Here is a 17,074-nt window from a genome sequence, read left to right on the forward strand (position 1 = left end):
TTACTTTCCCTCCTTGAGCACTGTCACTTCAACGCCCGCCTCTTTGAGCGCTTCTTTTGCCTGACTGACTTTTTGGTCTTGACCAGACAAGATAGCAACCATCTCACCAACAGGTGTGCCCTCTAAAATTTCCAAATTACCATATAAAATATTCGTGGATACACCGAAGTCCCGATAGATACTGTTTAGAACCGGCTGGTCCGTGCTCGTGCCAGCATACTTGAGCTGAACCAAAACATCAGGTGCAGTTAGCCCTTGCACTAAAGGTTGGTCTTCGATTTTTGAAAGGGCTTCGCCAATTCCAGTCGCCACGGCAATAAATTCCTTAGTCAGGGCTTCACGAGGATGAGAGAAAATCTCAAGCACTGAACCCTCTTCTAAGAGCTCACCATCTTGCATCACTGCCACCCGATTGGCAATGTCTTTGACAATTTGCATCTCGTGAGTGATTAGGACAATGGTAACGCCCAACCGTTGATTGATTTCTTGTAAGAGCTCCAAAATTTGTTGGGTTGTTTTAGGGTCTAGCGCTGACGTGGACTCATCGGAGATGAGGATTTTAGGGTCATTGGCCAAAGCCCGTGCAATAGCCACCCGTTGTTTTTGCCCACCAGACAGTTGTGCAGGGTAGTTATCTGCTCGGTCGGATAAACCAACCAGTTCTAGCAACTCATCGACCTTTTTATCCTGTTCCTCGATGGAAAGGTCAGAATGTTTTAGCGCAAAAGCCACATTTTGCCAAGCCGTCATCTGGCTCATCAGGTTGAAATGTTGGAAAATCATGCCGATATCCCGACGTTTCTGACGTAACTCTGCACTGCTAATCGTTTGCTTGCCATCAAAAATGACTTCACCATCAATCGTGATTTTCCCTGAGGTCGGTTGTTGCAGAAGGTTAATTGTTCGCACTAAGGTTGACTTCCCAGCGCCTGAGTAGCCCACAATGCCGTAAATATCCCCAGCTTCAATAGCGATAGACACGTCCTTGACCGCATCAATGGTCTGGTGTTTCTGCTGAAAACGAATCCCAATATTGTCTAACTGAATCATTGTTTTACTCATAACTCTTAATCAACTCCTCTATCATTTCGATATGACTGACATAATCATAAATTGCGACATTTTCATCGCCTCCATGGTCGCGACTGTTGAGATTTCCCAAACCAAAGGCCACTTGTGGCACTTCCAGGGCATCATAGACCGTCCACATAGGCCCTGTTCCCGCTGATGTCGGTAAGATAGACACCCCATCAGGATAGATACGTTCAGCAATCTCAATGACATTGAGAATGGCTGGTGAACTCATATCACTACGGTAAGAAGCTTCTCCCAAGGTATAGGTAACGGAAACACGGTCAAAACCTTCTTTAACAAAGTGAGCCTTGATAGCCTCTAGAACCCCTTCTGGCGTTAGACCAGGTACCAGTCGTACTTCCATTTTAGCCTGTGCCTGAGCGGGCAAAATCGTCTTGACCCCCTGCCCTAGATAACCTGTGGAAAGCCCTTCAATACTAATGGCTGGTTCAAAGAAATAGGTCTTGAGAAACTCCTGACGTTCTTTCTTGAGTACAGGCAATTGGAGCCCGTAAAGGTCAACCAATTCTTGAGCCGTTCGCTCCACATAACGGTCAACAAGCGCTAATTCCCGCTCATTCGGTGGAATGACCTGGTCATAAATCCCTGGAACACAAATGCGACCCTTGCGATCCCTCAAGGTCGCCAGAGCTTGCACCAAATACCAAGAAGCAGACTCGATCAAGGCACCGTATTTGGAATGAATATCGACGTCAGCACTCGTCACTGACAAGTCAAAGGTAACAATTCCTTTATTGCCCCCTGAGATTTGAAGGCGCCCTTGTCCGTCGCGGATTTCTTGTTCCCAGACCAAGACATCGGCACCACGCAAACGATCCGCATGCTTAGCCAAATACTTGTCCAAATCTGTTGATGCAGATTCTTCTGCCCCCTCCATCAAAAAGATAATATGACAAGGCAGGGACCCATGCGCCTTTTGGTAGCGTCGAACAGCCGTTAAACGCGCCGTAATGTGTCCCTTATCATCATCCACACCCCGGCCATACATATAATCCCCACGAATGGACAGGGTAAATGGGTCTTCAGTCCAGGGCTGATCACTATCTGCTGGCACCGTATCATAGTGGTTATAAAAAATGATGGTCTTAGCCTCTGGATTTGGACTCTCAAAACGAGCGATAACTAGCGGAGCCGTATAGGCCTCGTCAATCAGCACATCCGCACCAGCCTCTTCAAACAATTCGCCTAGATAAAGCGCCACCTCTTTGAGTCCTTTTTTTTGCGCAAATATGGATGGCATGCTGATTAAGCGGCGTAAAACCTTGACATAATGCTTAATTGTGTGGTCCTGATTAAATTTTTCTATCTGCTCTTCTTTACTTGCAAAAGCCATAGCTCCTCCTTTCTCTCCATGGTTAAAAAAAGGAGTGAGACAAACTAAAATGGATAGGCATTTCAGTATTGGTCACACCCCCTCCAGTCCGACAGCTGTCTGGTCTTTCGACAGGCCAACAGTCAGTCTGGTTATTCAATTCGGTTTTTCGGTTAGCGCATCGGCTTACCAAACTGGTTGGTCAACCCCACCATTCGTTTCTTCAACTACTTTTTTCACGTTATCTTTGTGATAAGCAGCAATCAATTTCTTGATGGCATCAGCCTTATCAGATTTTTTCCAATCTTTTTGCGCAGCAATGATGTTAATCCATTGGTCAGAGTTGTCGTCTTTTGGCTCAGTAAACAAACTTGTCTTGTAGTCAACGCCAGCTTCTGTTGCATAAGAATTATTGATAACTGCCGCATCAACAGAGGTCAAATTACGCGCTGTTTGGCTAGCATCGACTTCTGTAATCTTAAGGTTTTTATCATTTTCTGAAATGTTTGCAGTCGTTGCCAATGTATCCCCTGAAACATTTAGCTTAATCAAGCCAGCACTTTGCAAGAGGTAAAGGGCACGACTTCCGTTTGTCGCATCGTTTGGAATAGCAATCGTTGCACCATCTGGCAATTGACTCACCTTGCTGTACTTAGCTTTTCCAGCGCTATCAAGACCTGAGAACAGGTGGATTGGGCTTAAGTAAGTTTCAGCAACGCTGACCAAGTCACCCTTGTTTTCCTTGTTCCAGTTGGTCAAGAAATACTTGTGTTGGAAGGCATTAACATCAATTTCACCTTGTTGCAAGGCCTTGTTGGGTTGGTTATAGTCTGTAAATTCTTTGAATTTCAGCGTCACCCCTTCTGATTTTAGGTTATCTTGAATGACGGACCAACGTTTTTTCTCATCCGCATTACGTGTCATAACCCCAACCGTTAAGGTCGTATTTGATGTTTTTGTGTTACTACGGTTAGCAAAATAAATCGCTCCACCTGCAATGACAACTACGACAGCCAATAGGCCCCAAAGCCAGTTATTGTTTTTACGTCTGTTTTTCATAAAAATCCTCTTTTCTAATACTTTTCTTATTGTCGCATAAATCCTAGTATCTGACAAATACCCATTTTTTAGGGCTAGCTATAAGAGAAAACTATAGCCCCTTTCTTTTTAGCAAAAAAGGCCAAGACCTTTGTCTTAGACCTTTCTAGACAGCAACTTATTTGATGTCTGCTTTAGCGGGGACATAATCGCCACCCAGATATTCTTGAGAGAGTTTTGCCAAGGTACCGTCTTCATACAACTCTTTGATACGTTTGTCGACAAAGGCTTTCAAGTCTTTATCATCGGTATTAAAGATAAAGTAGATGTAGGTATTTGAAGCAATATCGCTAGAATCAGCCGATGACAAGTCAATCAACTTCACATTGTCTAATTTTTGTTCCTTAACAATTCGCTCAACGGAGATTTTATCAAAAATCTTAAAGTCGTATTGACCTGCATTGACATGTTGCAACATTTGGGTAATGTCTTCTTGCGTGTAATTGAGGGAAACAGGGTCACTAGCGTGCTCTTTGTTGTAGTTTTCTAAAAGAGCTGCGGTGGTCGTACCTTGTACCACCTGTGTCTTTTTGCCAGCAATATCAGCGTATTTGGTGATGCTACTGTCTTTTGGTACAACCATTACCAAAGGGTTGTTCCCGATTGGATTTGAGTAAAGATAGGTCTTAGCTCTTTCCTCGGTATAGGAGATGTTGTTTCCTCCCATGTTGTACTTGCCTGATTTGATACCTGTCAACATCCCAGACCATTGCACTTGTTGGAAATCAACCTTGTACTCTTTTGAGTCCTTAAAGACAGCACGGGCAACCTCGATATCAAAACCAGTCAGCTTGTCCCCTTTCTTATAAGAATATGGGGATGTAGTACCAACGGTAGCAAAAGTGACCGTTTTTTGACCTGATGAAGATGTCGATGAGCAAGCCGCTAAAACAGCCACAGAAAGGCCTAACGTAGCGACCATAGCACCAGCTTTTAACATTTTTTTCCAGTTCATCATTTAACTCCTTTACTGAAAATTTACTTAAACCTATTGTAACACAAATTATGACCTCTCTCTGTGATAAGTTCTTCTTTGGCTGATAGGATTATTCTATCAGGCGATAGCCTGAGCCTATCATCTCAAAGAAAAAAGAAAAGTCCTAGCATTCGCTAGGACTTTTAGAGTGTCAGGCATTTAGTTTTTGTTCAAAGTCATCAATGACCTTTTGCAGATTTCGCCGTCCACGGTAAATGACATAACCGAGCAATACGGTGATTAGTCCAAAGGCTGCCGTTGCAATACCGACAGCAACTGCTACCCAATAAACACTACTGTAAAAGTAGAGGATAACAGCACCCAGCATGGTCAGGCCAAAACTCAGGCTCAACCACCGGCCAATGTTTTCCAACATATGCTTTTGGTAAGCAATCTCTCCTTCGTAACCTTTGACTAACTCTGCTTGTGAAACTTTTGCCATCTTAGTACTTGAGGTTTGGATTGAAGAAGCCAATCCATGCGCCAACAAAGGCAATGACAACCAATAATAACATTACCCAGTTTGGTGAAATGCGTTTTTTAGCCATCAACCACCAGCAAAAGACGATGAAGACAGCTGTCAAAAGACCAGGGTATACAGAGTCAAATTGGGCTTGTAAATCCAAGAAGACTTTTCCGCTAGAGTCTTTCATTTGCAAGGCTGTTTTAACAGAAACCCAAGTTGCTGCAACACCCCCGATAACCATACCACCGACAACACCGATAGCTTTACGGATGGCTTGACCTTGAGGGCCTACCAAGAATTCAACGGCTTTATCACCCAATTGGTAACCTTTGAAGTAGGCAAAACGCATACCAAAGTAAGCCAAAATGTTCCAAACCACGATGTAGAAGATCGCACCAAGTGGGTTACCACCTTTAGACAAGCCAAGGGCAACCCCCAAAAGTACAGGAATCAAGGTACCAACAACCAATGAGTCACCGATACCAGCGATTGGTCCCATCAAACCTGCACGCATACCATTGATGGTCTCATCATCTACGGCATCCCCATTGGCACGCGCTTCTTCCAAACCAGCTGTCACCCCAACAACGACAGAACCTAATTGAGGTTCAGTGTTAAAGAAGGCAGTGTAGGTTTGCATTGCTGCGGTTTGTTCTTCTTTGGTATCGTACAATTCTTCAATGATTGGAAGCATTGAAGTCAAGTAACCAAAGGTTTGCATGTGTTCTTGAGAGAAACAGGTCAAGTGACCATAGTACCAGTGGTGGAATGATTTTGATAATGTTTTTTTAGAGATTCTCTTTCTTTCAGCCATCTTAGATATCCTCCTCATCATCGTCATCAAAGTCAGCACCAGCTGCTGGAGCTGCTTTAGCTTGACGGGTCATGTCGATTTCATAGTACAATACTGCGAAGATTAGTGATACAACCGCACAAGAAACCAAGTTCAAACCAAGAGATGCGGCCAAGGTAAATCCTACGAAGAATGGAATAAAGTCAACAACATTTGTAACGATTTGTTTCAAGAGGATAGCGATACCCACACATGGAAGCAAAGCCCCTACAGTAAAGAGGGTTTTCATTGCCAAACCATCCATTGGCAAATAGTGTTGAATAGCTTTAACGGCTTCTTGACCGTAGCGTACCATGATCAAAGTAGGTAAGAATGAGAAGAGGGCATGAGAGATCCATGGGTAAACCCAGTCAACTAGGTAAAGTTTTTTGAATTCCCCTTTACCAACTGCATTCCAACCGATACGTTGCCATACCAAGTTCATTGTAGCAGTACCGTAGAAAAGCACAGTACCAACAGTACCAACCAAAGCCCCGAGGGAAGTTGCCAATTGAACAGCTTCAGAAGAATCTGCAACCAGTCCAGCATTTTTAATAGCCACCATCGCCAAAGGAATACCAATGTAAGAAATAGCACGAACGTCAGCCGATACCGTACCACCAGGTGTAACCAAGGCAATATAAACGACCTGCATCGCTACACCACAAAGGATACCAGACTTCAAGTCTCCAAGGATAAGACCGCTGACCAGACCACCGACGAGCGGACGACCCAAAGTATAGTTACCAATACTTGAGCCACCCATACCTGGCATAGATGCCAAACTAGCAAAGATCCCTAAAAGGGCTGCTTGGAACCAAGAGATTTCCATAATGTTTCTCCTTTATAGAATAAATTATTAATAACCAAATTTAGATTTGAAGTCATCCCAGTAGCCAATAGACACATCTGGCAAAAGTTGGAATTTCACTTTGTAACCAGCGGCTTGAATGGCTTCAATGGCTTCAGCTTCTTCTGGTGTGATGGATTGGTTGTTGCCCAATTTAATCGCACCTGGGCGGTCATTGGCAGGGCCCACGATGATTTCTTTGACATCACCAGGCACAAATCCTTGATCCACCAAAATTTCTTTCATATCGATAGGGTTTTTCGTAATCAAGAAGTAGCGGCTGTCTGATTCAGAAACTTTCTGAGATTTTTCTTTGAAAGCTTCTTTTGTCCAGACAAATGTTTTCTTATCTGAAGCGCCCTTGTAGGCTTGGATCAAAACCTTGTTTGATGCTGCCGCGTCATTAACAGCAATCAACCCATCACAAGGTTTTTCTTTCGCCCAGCGTGTCACGGTCTGACCGTGAATCATGCGGTCATCGATACGTACAAAAGTAACTACCATCTTCTTCTCCTTTTTTAAGGTGTGATTTTAAATATCGTCATCATCGTCTTCGTCAACACTGGCGCTGACTTTGAATTCTTGCAAGGCTGAGCCGGCTTCTGCCAAAACAGCTTCTACCAAGGCATCCCCTTCCAAGGCATCTTTCATGACAACAGTGGTCAAGGCCATTGGCAAGTTCATCCCACCAAGGACAACGGTTCCTTCAAGTTTTCCTTGTTCATCAAGAACATTCAGAGCCGTGGTCAAAGGACTTCCACCAACGATATCCGCTAGGACAACTACTGAGTCTTCAGGGCCAAGTACGGAAATGGCTTGTTTAAAGCTGTCTGCAAAGGCATCAACAGACTGATCAGGTGCAAGCCCTGCAGCAATGACTTGATCAATCTTATCACCAGCAAACATAGACAAGGTCACTTTGAGACCCTCAGCCAGTCCACCATGGCTAACGAGAATTAGATATTTCATGTATCTCACCTTTCTTTGTGAATGTAACCACATTGTAATCGTTTTCTGTATCTTTTCAAAGTGACACAAGTCATAAAAAGTAAGCTGACATTTGTCACATTTCAGCTTTTTTTAAGTAAAAGAAAAAATTGCACACTTTCTGCACAATTTTCCTTATGTGATATCCTGATGGTTACTTTTCCCTTGAGAAACAGCCCAGATGGCCAATTGCGTCCGCCCCTTGACTCCGAGCTTAGCAAAAATATCAGATAGATAATTCCGAACGGTACCTTCCGACAAAAAAAGTTCGTTCGCTATTTGCTTATTTGATGCCCCTCGGACCACCCAGTCGACAATGGTTTCCTCAGTCTGAGAAAGTTTGCCTTTGCCATAGTCCTTACTGCCACCTGTAAATCCTGTTTGCGCTAAAATTGAAAATTGGCGAATCAACAATTTTGTCACAGTAGGAGACAGCACAGCCCCTCCCTCGTAAATGGTTTGCATGTAGTGGTAGAGGGACTCGACAGACAAATCATCCAGCAAAAATCCCGCTACTTGCTGTCTCAAACAGGTGAGGATAAAATTATCATCGCTAAACTCAGATAAAATCACTACGTTTGGGTGCAAACGCAAGGTAGCCAAAGCTTCTAAACACTCGATGACACGATGGCGAGAATTACTGGCATTAAGCAGAATCAGATCTGGGTGCCATTCCACAACAACAGGAAGAAGCACATCCGATGGGTAATCGCTACTCTTGAGTTGTAAATCCCTATAGGGAGAAAGAGCTGATACCAAGGACTCCCGGACAATGGGATGACTATCCACAATTAAAACTTTCACTGCATTCTCCTCACTTTTCTAACAACTTAGCGCCTTTTCACGCATCCATCCTCTTTGACCGTGCTACGCTTCGCTGAAAGGAGCCTTTATCTCTTGGCAGAGAGCCTTTTCGTTAAAGATCCCTGTTATCAACTGCCACAGCTAGAGCTAACCAACTCCTTTTGGATTATTATATCACAGACACTTTATGAAATAAGAAGGTTTATAAACTTAATATGACATAGCTAAAAAATATTTTTCATTTTCCTTACAAAGCCTTTACCGATGGGCTTTTTCTCCATTGAAAAGAATCAAAAAATTGCCTCACTAATGCCGACAAGTGCAATGAGACACAAAAAACACTTCTGTTTCATGTGAAGTAACAGAAGTGTTTTCTTTGTTTTCGTTTGAGACTGCTATTTTGTCATCCGACCTGACGGTCTATCATGATTTTACGGCTGTCAACAAGTAATCACCTGTATCCACGCGGCTTTCTTGAGTGACCAAAACATCATCAAACTCGCTAGAATTCGTCACAATGACTGGTGTAATGACGGGCAGATTGGCCTCCCGAATAGTCGCTAGATTGAATTCTAAAATCTTATCACCTGCTTGAACTTTGTCACCGACTTCAACAAAGCCTGTAAAACCTTTACCAGCTAAGGAAACGGTATCCATACCGACGTGGATCAGCAATTCCACACCATTTTCCGTACGCATGCCAACCGCGTGTTTGGTTGGAAAGACCAGAGTGATTTCCCCATTGGCTGGAGCAACAACGACACCGTCTTTAGGGTCGATAGCAACGCCTTTCCCCATAGCACCAGATGAGAAGACTGGGTCTGGAACATCTTCCAAACGAACAGTATTGCCGACTAATGGGCTAGCGATAATCTCTTGTTTGAGCTCTTTTGCTTCAACGACTTCTTCTTCAACCGCTTCAGTATTTTCATCTTGATTTCCGTAGAGGGTTGGCACTGGCACTACCATCTGCATCACAAAGGATGTTACCAAAGCAATTGCTGTCCCAATCAAGAGGTTAATCATATGAGTGAGGTCGCCATTTGGGTTGATGTAGGCTGGGTAGAGGAAAATCCCCATAGCGCCTGTGGCAAAACCAGCGATATTCATCAAACCAACGTAGGCTCCAGTGATACCTGACGCGATACAGGAGATGACAAACGGCGTCTTCATCGGCAAGGTTACCCCGTAGATGGCAGGTTCTGTTACCCCAAAGATAGAGGTGATAAAGGCTGGAATAGCAACTTCTTTAACTCTAGATTCCTTCGTTTTAAGAAGAATAGCTCCCAAGACACCTGTTTGCGTGAAACATGGCAAGACAGCTGCTGTCAGGAGCACGGTTGAACCATTTTTTGCCAACTCCATGATAGCCAGTGGTACCAAAGCCCAATGCAAACCGAACATAACCAGCACTTGCCAGAGGGCACCCAAGACGATTCCGTAAACGATTGGACTAAAGCCATAGATGCCTTGGAAAGCTGCAGAAATCAGGTCTGTCAAGATATTAGCAATAGGACCAACGATGAGGAAGGTCAAGGGCACAGAAACAATAATCGTGATAAAGGGCAGCAAGAAGAGTTTAACAGTCTTAGGCACCCAGCTGGCCACCCAGTGCTCAATATGGCTAGCCACCCAAACTGCAAAGAGAGCTGGAATGATGGTAGACAGGTAGCCCCCTGATGGAAGCGAAAAAGGAATCCCAAAAACAGTCGCATTTTTGCCCAAAGCTTCCACCAAAGTGGTTAAGTTAGGATACACCATGGCAGCAGCGATTGCCAAGGCTGAGAATTCACTCATCTTAAATTTGCGCGCCGCATTTAGCGCTACCATTATTGGCAAGAATTGGAAGAAGCCATCCCCAGCGGCTGTCAAGATGAGGACGATAGCGCTGTTAGCTGTTGTCCAACCTAGAGTCGCTGTCAACAGGGCAGCCACACCCTTGATGATACCAGCACCAGCCAAGGCACCAAGGAAGGGTTGGAAGATACCGGAAATCATATCGATGAAACGATTCAGGAGATTTCCTTTTGGTTGGTCACCCTCATCAATATCGACCTCTCCGATACCACGTACGCCTTGTGCTAATACAGCATCGTAGACGTCATCAACCTCGTTTCCGATAACAACCTGGTATTGGCCACCAGATTGAACAACGGTTACGACACCCTGACGGTTTTTCAGGTAATCGGTATCAGCCTTGCTTTCATCTTTGAGACGAAAACGCAAGCGGGTCACACAATGACGCAGGTCAATCACGTTGTCTTTTCCACCAACGTGAGCCACAATGTCCTGAGCAAGCTCAGAATAATCTTTTTTAGCCATTTCGGCTCCTCCTTATTATGAGTTACTGAGACTTAGGCAAAAGAAAAACCTAAACAAATACCAAAAACCTAGACAACTTTCGCCAGAAAGCCCTACATTTCTCGTATTCATTTAGGTTTTGCCTGCCAAACAGTAACAATCCTTTTTACATGCTCTATAGTAGCATAGACTTTTCAAACTTGCAAGCGCTTTCTAAAAACTTTTTTAAAAAAACCTCCTCAGGAGGCTTAGTGAAATAAACGGAGAAGTTCTGATTACAGATAAATCACCTTAAGATAGCCAAAGTTAACTTCGCCATGCAAGCGTAAAACCTTGCTAGCAGAAAGAGGAGCCTCCTCAATCGACGTCGCCCCAAAGGCCGCTGCCACATCCGATTGCACACGCCATTCTCGAGGAACATAGAGTTCTGCATAGCCAAAATTAACCTCAATCGTCAAGTCCCCTGTCCTAAGGTCAGACTCGATTGGATCAAAGAAAACTTTGAGCTTACCAAAATTGACCTCTAGCACTTCCTTGCTAAAATCTCCCCCACTGACGTAGTGTGTCTTGCTACCAAAATTCACTTCATTAGATGAGGCGTAGTTACGGGCAACCTTTTGTTGATAGGTGAACCCTTTTCTTTGCCCACCTATCAGGATGCTGATGCCGATTACAGCTAAAACCCCTGCCAAAAAAACAGTTCCAGAGCTAATATCAAAAAATTCATAAACGTTATTGATAATGGAAAAACTAATCCAAGCCAAGATGAGACCCCAAATCCATTGGCGATTCCATAAACAATGTAAAGCCCAGACCGCAAAACAAAGCCCTATAATCAGAGGCCAAACATTAAAGTCCATGAGAGGAAAACCAAAGTAACCCTGAAGAAGCACCCAAACGGCTCCTAATATAAAAATTGTCCCAATCAAAAAACGACGCATATGCTTACCTCAATTCTTTTATTTTATCTTTGACCGAATGGTAGTAATGTCGAGAAACGTGAACTTCCTTGTAGGTCTCATAAAAAGCCAGAGTGCTGGTCCCTGAAAAAGATTTCTCTATCGAATAAATCTGCCCAAGATTAGCAATCGTTGACTTAGATATACGACTAAACCTGGCGGGCAAGAGCTCTTCAAGCTCATAAAGTTTGAAATGCACTTCATAGGCCTCACCCTTGGTATGGGCGTACACCCTAGGTCCTTCAGTTTCAAAAAAGAGCACCTCATCCAAAGAAAGGAAATATTGCCCCGTCCCCTTGTAAAAAGTCAGACTAGGGCTCGGTGACTGCTCAAGCTGATGATAGATTTCCCTAACTTCATCCGTCCAAGCAGGGGCTTTTATAAGAACCTCTGCTTCTTTGAGCTGGTTATCAATCTCTATCCGAACCCGCATCCCTTCACCTCTCTTTTCTCTAATCATAGCAAAATAAGAACTAGCCTTCAAGCGCCTGTCGCTAAGTGGTCATCTCAGCTAGCTAAGTGGTATTACCATCCAGATGAGATTGCAAAAAAAGGTTAAGACAGTTGTCTTAACCCCTTCTACAAACTTATTTCTTGGCCAAACGTAGGCGCGTTTGAATGCCATCGGCATCCGTCACGCTCAACAAAGTCGAGGTCAGCCAAGTTACCTGAGCTCCTAGATTCTCTGCACGTCTTGCAATAGCTAACAGGTCTGACTTAGTTGCTAACTCAAGAACATAGTAGGCCAAGCCCGGCTCTTTGATTTCTCGGGTGCTCTGTTGGGGAGCAGCCCACTCATTAACCGCCAGATGGTGATGATAGTCCCCTGAGGCAATCCATGAGGCTGAAGGCATGGCAAACTTTTCAGACATCGCCAACAATTCCTGATAAAAAGCGCTAGATTGACTCGCATGTCTCGTGGATAGATGCACATGTCCCATCCGGCTCCCAGGCGCCAAGTGGAATGGTTCGTGTTTTTCACCCATATCGTAAATAGCCTGAGCATCCAACTCCTCAGTCACACCGATAATGCGGCCATCCTCACGGATATCCCACTCCTGCACAGGCTTGTCTCGATAGAGTTCAATGCCATTTCCCTCCGGGTCTTCCAAGTACAGCGCTTCGCTATAGCCGTGGTCAGCACCACCAACGAAAGGCACCTCTAAGTCAGCTAACCGCTTAAAAACATCCCCTAGGGTCTGGCGACTAGGTAAGACGATGGCCATATGATACAACCCAAAGCTTGCCTGACTACTGCCGGTGGCAGAGGTTTCATAAAGGGCAACCAAGGGCTGTCCAGCCACTCCTAGACGCACATAACCCTCACGTTCGTCTATGACATCCATACCAAGAACAATCTCATAAAAAGCTTTCTCCTGGGCTAAATCTCTGACATTAAGAGCTACCTCTCCAAGGTAAACCTGACTATTGTAAGGATACATATTCCCCTCCTCATTCATGCGACATCAGGCCTTATTTGACTAAAGCGTAGCCACCAACCCAACTGATTTGTTCGCGAACGGCCAGAGTAATAGCCAAGAAGCCCATGGCCTCCAATTCACGTGAACGTTTCAAGCTACCCGCATCAACAGTCGCCAAGCCACCAGCTTCAATCATTTTTGCCACACGCACCTTAGCTTCTTCATCGTCAGATGCCAACTGCACCGCGCCTTGATTCTCACCAACCTTACGACTAGCAATATTAGCTGCAAAAATGGTATTAAAGCCTTTCACAATAGTACTCTCTGGCAAAAGTTTGGCAATTTCTTCCGCTGCAGATGACCCAGCAGGCGTAACCAACTCATCCATATTATCAAAATTAACTGGGTTGGTGATATCAATCACGATTTTTCCTGCCAAAGCTTCCTTATAGTTGGCTGCAATGCTCTCTACAGCTCCGTAAGGAACAGCCAATACCGCAATGTCTCCAACGACACCATCAGCCTCTTTACCAATAAAATTAACCGTTTGCCCTGCTGCTTCAAAAACACTTTGAATCGCTTTTCCCATGTTACCTTGTCCAAAAATTGTAATGTTACTCATTGTATCTACCTCTTTTTTCTGATTAGTGTGACTCTCAGGATCTTGTGAAGGACCCTTTTTACTTGTAAAAATAGTTAAAAAATCTAAAAAATGTTTCATCTGCTCACTTGCCTATTTCTCTAGAACAGATATCCGTTCTCTAATATGCTTAGCACTTTCAATCTCATCAACGACAGCAATCGCGTAATCCGCATAGCTGATCACACTCTCACCAGCTGCATTTGTTGTGAAAACTTCCCCAGCAAGGATATAGCCACCAGTTCGTTCCCCATCTGCGACAAAATTTGCCGCAGGACTAATAAAAGTCCAATTGAGCTCATCTTTAGTTCGAAGAACTTCCAGTTCATCTGCTTGAGCCTTGGCCAATGGTTTAAATTCTTCCGGAAAGTCTGGGCTATCCAAGAGACGACTTGAGTGACTCTCGTCCAGATAGAGACTCCCCGCCCCACCAACAATAAGGAGATGGGCCTTGTTACCAGCCAAAATATCTGCAAAGTGCTGAATAGATTGACTATGTAAGTGAAGTGTCTCTGGTGTGTAAGCCCCAAAGGCTGATACGACTGCATCAAATCCCTTTAAGTCTTCCTTAGTCAAATCAAAAAGATCTTTTTGAATAACCTGACTCGCCTTTGATTGGTTTTCCGACCGCACAATAGCAGTCACCTCATGTCCACGCTTAATAGCTTCTTCCACAATAAGTTGACCCGCTTTCCCGTTTGCTGCCACAACTGCAATTTTCATTGTAATTTCCTCCTAAAAATTTTACATGTAACTTTCTTGTTTACATCTACAAGTATACACCTTTCTTTTGTAATGTCAACAGTTACATCTACTTTTTTTATAATTTTTTTCCTTATCTCCCCAAAGCTTTTCTTCAAAAAAAGAAAAAAGCCCCATTTCAAGGCTTTTCATGTCTTTATTTATGCCGACTGCAGGGATCGAACCTGTGACCTACGCGTTACGAGTGCGTTGCTCTACCAACTGAGCTAAGTCGGCAATTACTCACTCAGTATAGCATTCTGAGAGTGGATGTCAAGTCCTTTTAGCTGATCTTTTTAATCAGAATCTGACTAGAAAAAATCTTCTATTTGAGACAGGACCTCCGCTTTCTGAACATGATAGAGATCATGAGGAGCATCCATATACACGCTTTGAATATTCGACTGGTTTCTAGCAAAAGCTATTGCATAGTTCTGCCACTTCGATGGACTAAAACTGCTTCCCTCCCCATTTGAAACCAAGAGAAGTACAGAGATTTGGGGATAAATGGTAAATTTGCTAACCTTTTGGGCATTTTTCATTACAGTACGGGTCTCATTGAGCATAGCCGTCGACAGCAAGATCTTGTAGGCTAAAAATCGGTATTGCTGACGCTCACTTTTGGTCAAGTCAGAATTCTTCAGGTAAACAGACTCTGGGAAATAACGGAGCAGGCCAATCTTACGCGTCCAATAGGCTAAGGTTATGAGAGTTGGGTGTTCTTTTAAATCTTCATAGCTCGCCGGCAAGGCCCAATCTAGGCCAATCAAAGCCTTCACTTCATTTGGATATTTCTCTTGCCAAGCAAGACTCTCTTAACTAGCCATTGAATGCGAAATAATTACATAAGGTCCTGAAACATGAGCTTGCGCCAAAGCTTGACGCGTCTCAGAAAGGACCTCCATCACATCGCTTGAACGATCACAATCTTCGCTAAAATCATATCCTGCTCTCTCCACGATGACAGCTTTGTATTTTTTGGATAGAGGATCTGATAGATTCTTAACGTCTCAAATGGGAGGGGTGATACCAGCCTTGAAAGAAAAACGATTGTTTCAGACCCTTCTCCTTTAATAGAGACATTCATTCGATGTCCATTGACTGTAACTTGTTTACCAATGGGTGTGAGAAGCTTACTTTCATTTCGTAAACTGAATTGATAAAAAACTAAAGCAGCCATAAAAAGAGCAGGAGAAACCCACAAACGATCCAGTTCACATTTTGACTTCTTTTTTCAACCACAATGTACAATGAATACCCCTCCAATCAGACTTCCAGTAACTTATAAGAGTTACCGAACAGCTGACTTTCCCACAAAAAAACAAGACCCAAATGGGATCTTGTTTTCTACAGTAATTAAGCTTTACCTTCTGAACCGAAAACGTCGATACGTTCTTCAACAGCAGCAGTAATTGCTTCGAAACCTGGTTTCAAGAATTTACGTGGGTCGAAGAGTTTCTTCTTGTCGTATTCAGCTTCATTTGCTTCGTAGTCAGCAACAAATTTACGAGTTGCATTTGCAAAAGCAATTTGACATTCAGTGTTAACGTTAACTTTCGCAACACCCAATTTGATAGCTTCTTTGATTTGGTCATCAGGAATACCTGAACCACCGTGCAATACGATTGGGAAACCAGGAACAGCTTCAGTTAATTTTTGAAGGTGGTCCAAGTGAAGTCCAGTCCAGTTTTCAGGGTAAGGACCGTGGATGTTACCGATACCAGCAGCCAAGAAGTCGATACCAGTAGCAACCATTGCTTTAGCATCTTCGATTGGAGCCAATTCACCATCACCGACGATTCCGTCTTCTTCACCACCGATAGTTCCAACTTCAGCTTCCACTGAAACTCCGTTAGCATGCGCAAATTCAACAACTTTTGCAGCTTTTTCAAGGTTTTCTTCAACTGGAAGATGAGAACCATCAAACATAACTGAAGTATAACCCACACGGATACATTCAAGCGCATCATCATAGTGACCATGGTCCAAGTGGATAGCAACAGGAACTGTAATTCCCATTGATTCTACCAACTCTTCAATAAGCAATTTACAAAGTTTGTAACCACCCATATATTTTGCAGCACCCATAGAAGTTTGGATAAGCACAGGAGCTTGTTTAGCTTCTGCTGCACGCAAAATAGCTTGTGTCCACTCAAGGTTGTTTGTGTTAAATCCACCAACAGCATATCCGTTATCACGGGCTGCTTGGACAAATTTTTCTGCTGAAACGATTGCCATTTAAATTGGCCTCCTCTATATTTTTCTGGGTAACCCCATTCGTTATAAATTGTAACACGTTTTCATCAAAAAATCTAGGGAATACTGCAAGAAACAGAAAAAGACCAGCATTACAGCTGGTCTCATTATGCGGAGAGAGGGACTTGAACCCTCACGACCAAAAGCGGTCACAAGATCCTTAGTCTTGCGCGTCTGCCAATTCCGCCATCCCCGCAAACAATCCTATAAGCTTAAACTAGCGTATAGCAAAAAAAGATTTCTCTTTTTTATATAGTCCGTACGGGATTCGAACCCGTGTTACCGCCGTGAAAAGGCGGTGTCTTAACCCCTTGACCAACGGACCATATATGACGG

17 protein-coding genes, 3 tRNA genes and 1 pseudogene are annotated in these 17,074 nt (G+C 43.7%); all 21 read right to left on the minus strand.

From position 1 onward, the window contains the following. Positions 1-1,062 (minus strand): methionine ABC transporter ATP-binding protein, encoded by a 1,062-nt coding sequence (locus STRDD12_RS07825; RefSeq protein WP_066916921.1) that lies wholly within the window; start codon positions 1,060-1,062, stop codon positions 1-3. After that, on the minus strand, positions 1,055-2,428 hold the full coding sequence (locus tag STRDD12_RS07830; protein ID WP_066916923.1) for a M20/M25/M40 family metallo-hydrolase: 1,374 nt from the start codon (positions 2,426-2,428) through the stop codon (positions 1,055-1,057). Before STRDD12_RS07830 ends, STRDD12_RS07825 begins: the two co-directional genes overlap by 8 nt. Before the next feature lie 165 nt (positions 2,429-2,593). After that, the gene (locus STRDD12_RS07835) at positions 2,594-3,466 is read right to left on the minus strand and encodes a MetQ/NlpA family ABC transporter substrate-binding protein (protein ID WP_066916925.1); all 873 of its coding nucleotides are present in this window, start codon (positions 3,464-3,466) and stop codon (positions 2,594-2,596) included. A 157-nt stretch (positions 3,467-3,623) separates the two neighbouring features. After that, on the minus strand, positions 3,624-4,460 hold the full coding sequence (locus tag STRDD12_RS07840) for an amino acid ABC transporter substrate-binding protein (protein ID WP_066916927.1): 837 nt from the start codon (positions 4,458-4,460) through the stop codon (positions 3,624-3,626). Positions 4,461-4,632: 172 nt separating this feature from the next. Beyond that, positions 4,633-4,923 carry a DUF202 domain-containing protein gene (locus STRDD12_RS07845; RefSeq protein WP_066916929.1) on the minus strand — a complete coding sequence of 97 codons (291 nt, stop codon included), beginning with the start codon at positions 4,921-4,923 and terminating at the stop codon, positions 4,633-4,635. A gap of 1 nt (position 4,924) precedes the next feature. Beyond that, positions 4,925-5,779 (minus strand): PTS system mannose/fructose/sorbose family transporter subunit IID, encoded by an 855-nt coding sequence (locus STRDD12_RS07850; RefSeq protein ID WP_066916931.1) that lies wholly within the window; start codon positions 5,777-5,779, stop codon positions 4,925-4,927. Further along, positions 5,763-6,611: a PTS mannose/fructose/sorbose/N-acetylgalactosamine transporter subunit IIC gene (locus STRDD12_RS07855; RefSeq protein WP_066916933.1), complete on the minus strand. Its 849-nt coding sequence runs from the start codon at positions 6,609-6,611 to the stop codon at positions 5,763-5,765. Before STRDD12_RS07855 ends, STRDD12_RS07850 begins: the two co-directional genes overlap by 17 nt. A 27-nt stretch (positions 6,612-6,638) precedes the next feature. Further along, entirely contained in the window at positions 6,639-7,133 is a 495-nt protein-coding gene (locus STRDD12_RS07860) for a PTS sugar transporter subunit IIB (RefSeq protein WP_066916935.1), read from the minus strand. Between the two features lie 27 nt (positions 7,134-7,160). Next, positions 7,161-7,598 (minus strand): PTS sugar transporter subunit IIA, encoded by a 438-nt coding sequence (locus STRDD12_RS07865; protein WP_066916937.1) that lies wholly within the window; start codon positions 7,596-7,598, stop codon positions 7,161-7,163. 153 nt (positions 7,599-7,751) lie between these two features. Further along, on the minus strand, positions 7,752-8,420 hold the full coding sequence (locus STRDD12_RS07870; RefSeq protein WP_066916939.1) for a LuxR C-terminal-related transcriptional regulator: 669 nt from the start codon (positions 8,418-8,420) through the stop codon (positions 7,752-7,754). 423 nt (positions 8,421-8,843) lie between these two features. Then, entirely contained in the window at positions 8,844-10,742 is a 1,899-nt protein-coding gene (locus tag STRDD12_RS07875) for a beta-glucoside-specific PTS transporter subunit IIABC (protein WP_066916941.1), read from the minus strand. Positions 10,743-10,996: 254 nt separating this feature from the next. After that, complete coding sequence (locus tag STRDD12_RS07880; protein WP_066916943.1) at positions 10,997-11,662, minus strand: hypothetical protein; 666 nt, start codon at positions 11,660-11,662, stop codon at positions 10,997-10,999. Positions 11,663-11,666: 4 nt separating this feature from the next. After that, positions 11,667-12,113: a LytTR family DNA-binding domain-containing protein gene (locus tag STRDD12_RS07885; protein WP_066916945.1), complete on the minus strand. Its 447-nt coding sequence runs from the start codon at positions 12,111-12,113 to the stop codon at positions 11,667-11,669. Between the two features lie 154 nt (positions 12,114-12,267). Continuing rightward, complete coding sequence (locus STRDD12_RS07890) at positions 12,268-13,122, minus strand: VOC family protein (RefSeq protein WP_066916947.1); 855 nt, start codon at positions 13,120-13,122, stop codon at positions 12,268-12,270. A 31-nt stretch (positions 13,123-13,153) separates the two neighbouring features. Beyond that, positions 13,154-13,723, minus strand: a complete 570-nt coding sequence (locus STRDD12_RS07895; protein ID WP_066916949.1) for an NADPH-dependent F420 reductase — start codon at positions 13,721-13,723, stop codon at positions 13,154-13,156. 111 nt (positions 13,724-13,834) lie between these two features. Next, a complete protein-coding gene (locus tag STRDD12_RS07900) occupies positions 13,835-14,464 on the minus strand; it encodes an NAD(P)-dependent oxidoreductase (protein ID WP_066916951.1) in 630 nt (209 codons plus the stop codon). Between the two features lie 182 nt (positions 14,465-14,646). Next, positions 14,647-14,719 (minus strand) — tRNA-Thr (locus STRDD12_RS07905). Positions 14,720-14,793: 74 nt separating this feature from the next. After that, positions 14,794-15,662: pseudogene (locus tag STRDD12_RS07910) on the minus strand (alpha/beta fold hydrolase). A gap of 176 nt (positions 15,663-15,838) precedes the next feature. Beyond that, complete coding sequence (locus tag STRDD12_RS07915; RefSeq protein WP_066916953.1) at positions 15,839-16,720, minus strand: class II fructose-bisphosphate aldolase; 882 nt, start codon at positions 16,718-16,720, stop codon at positions 15,839-15,841. A 128-nt stretch (positions 16,721-16,848) separates the two neighbouring features. Beyond that, a tRNA-Leu gene (locus STRDD12_RS07920) sits at positions 16,849-16,934 on the minus strand. Between the two features lie 57 nt (positions 16,935-16,991). Continuing rightward, positions 16,992-17,063, minus strand: a tRNA-Glu gene (locus tag STRDD12_RS07925). Positions 17,064-17,074 lie beyond the last annotated feature (11 nt).

The sequence above is a fragment of the Streptococcus sp. DD12 genome (assembly GCF_001578885.1).
Taxonomy (GTDB): Bacteria; Bacillota; Bacilli; order Lactobacillales; family Streptococcaceae; genus Streptococcus.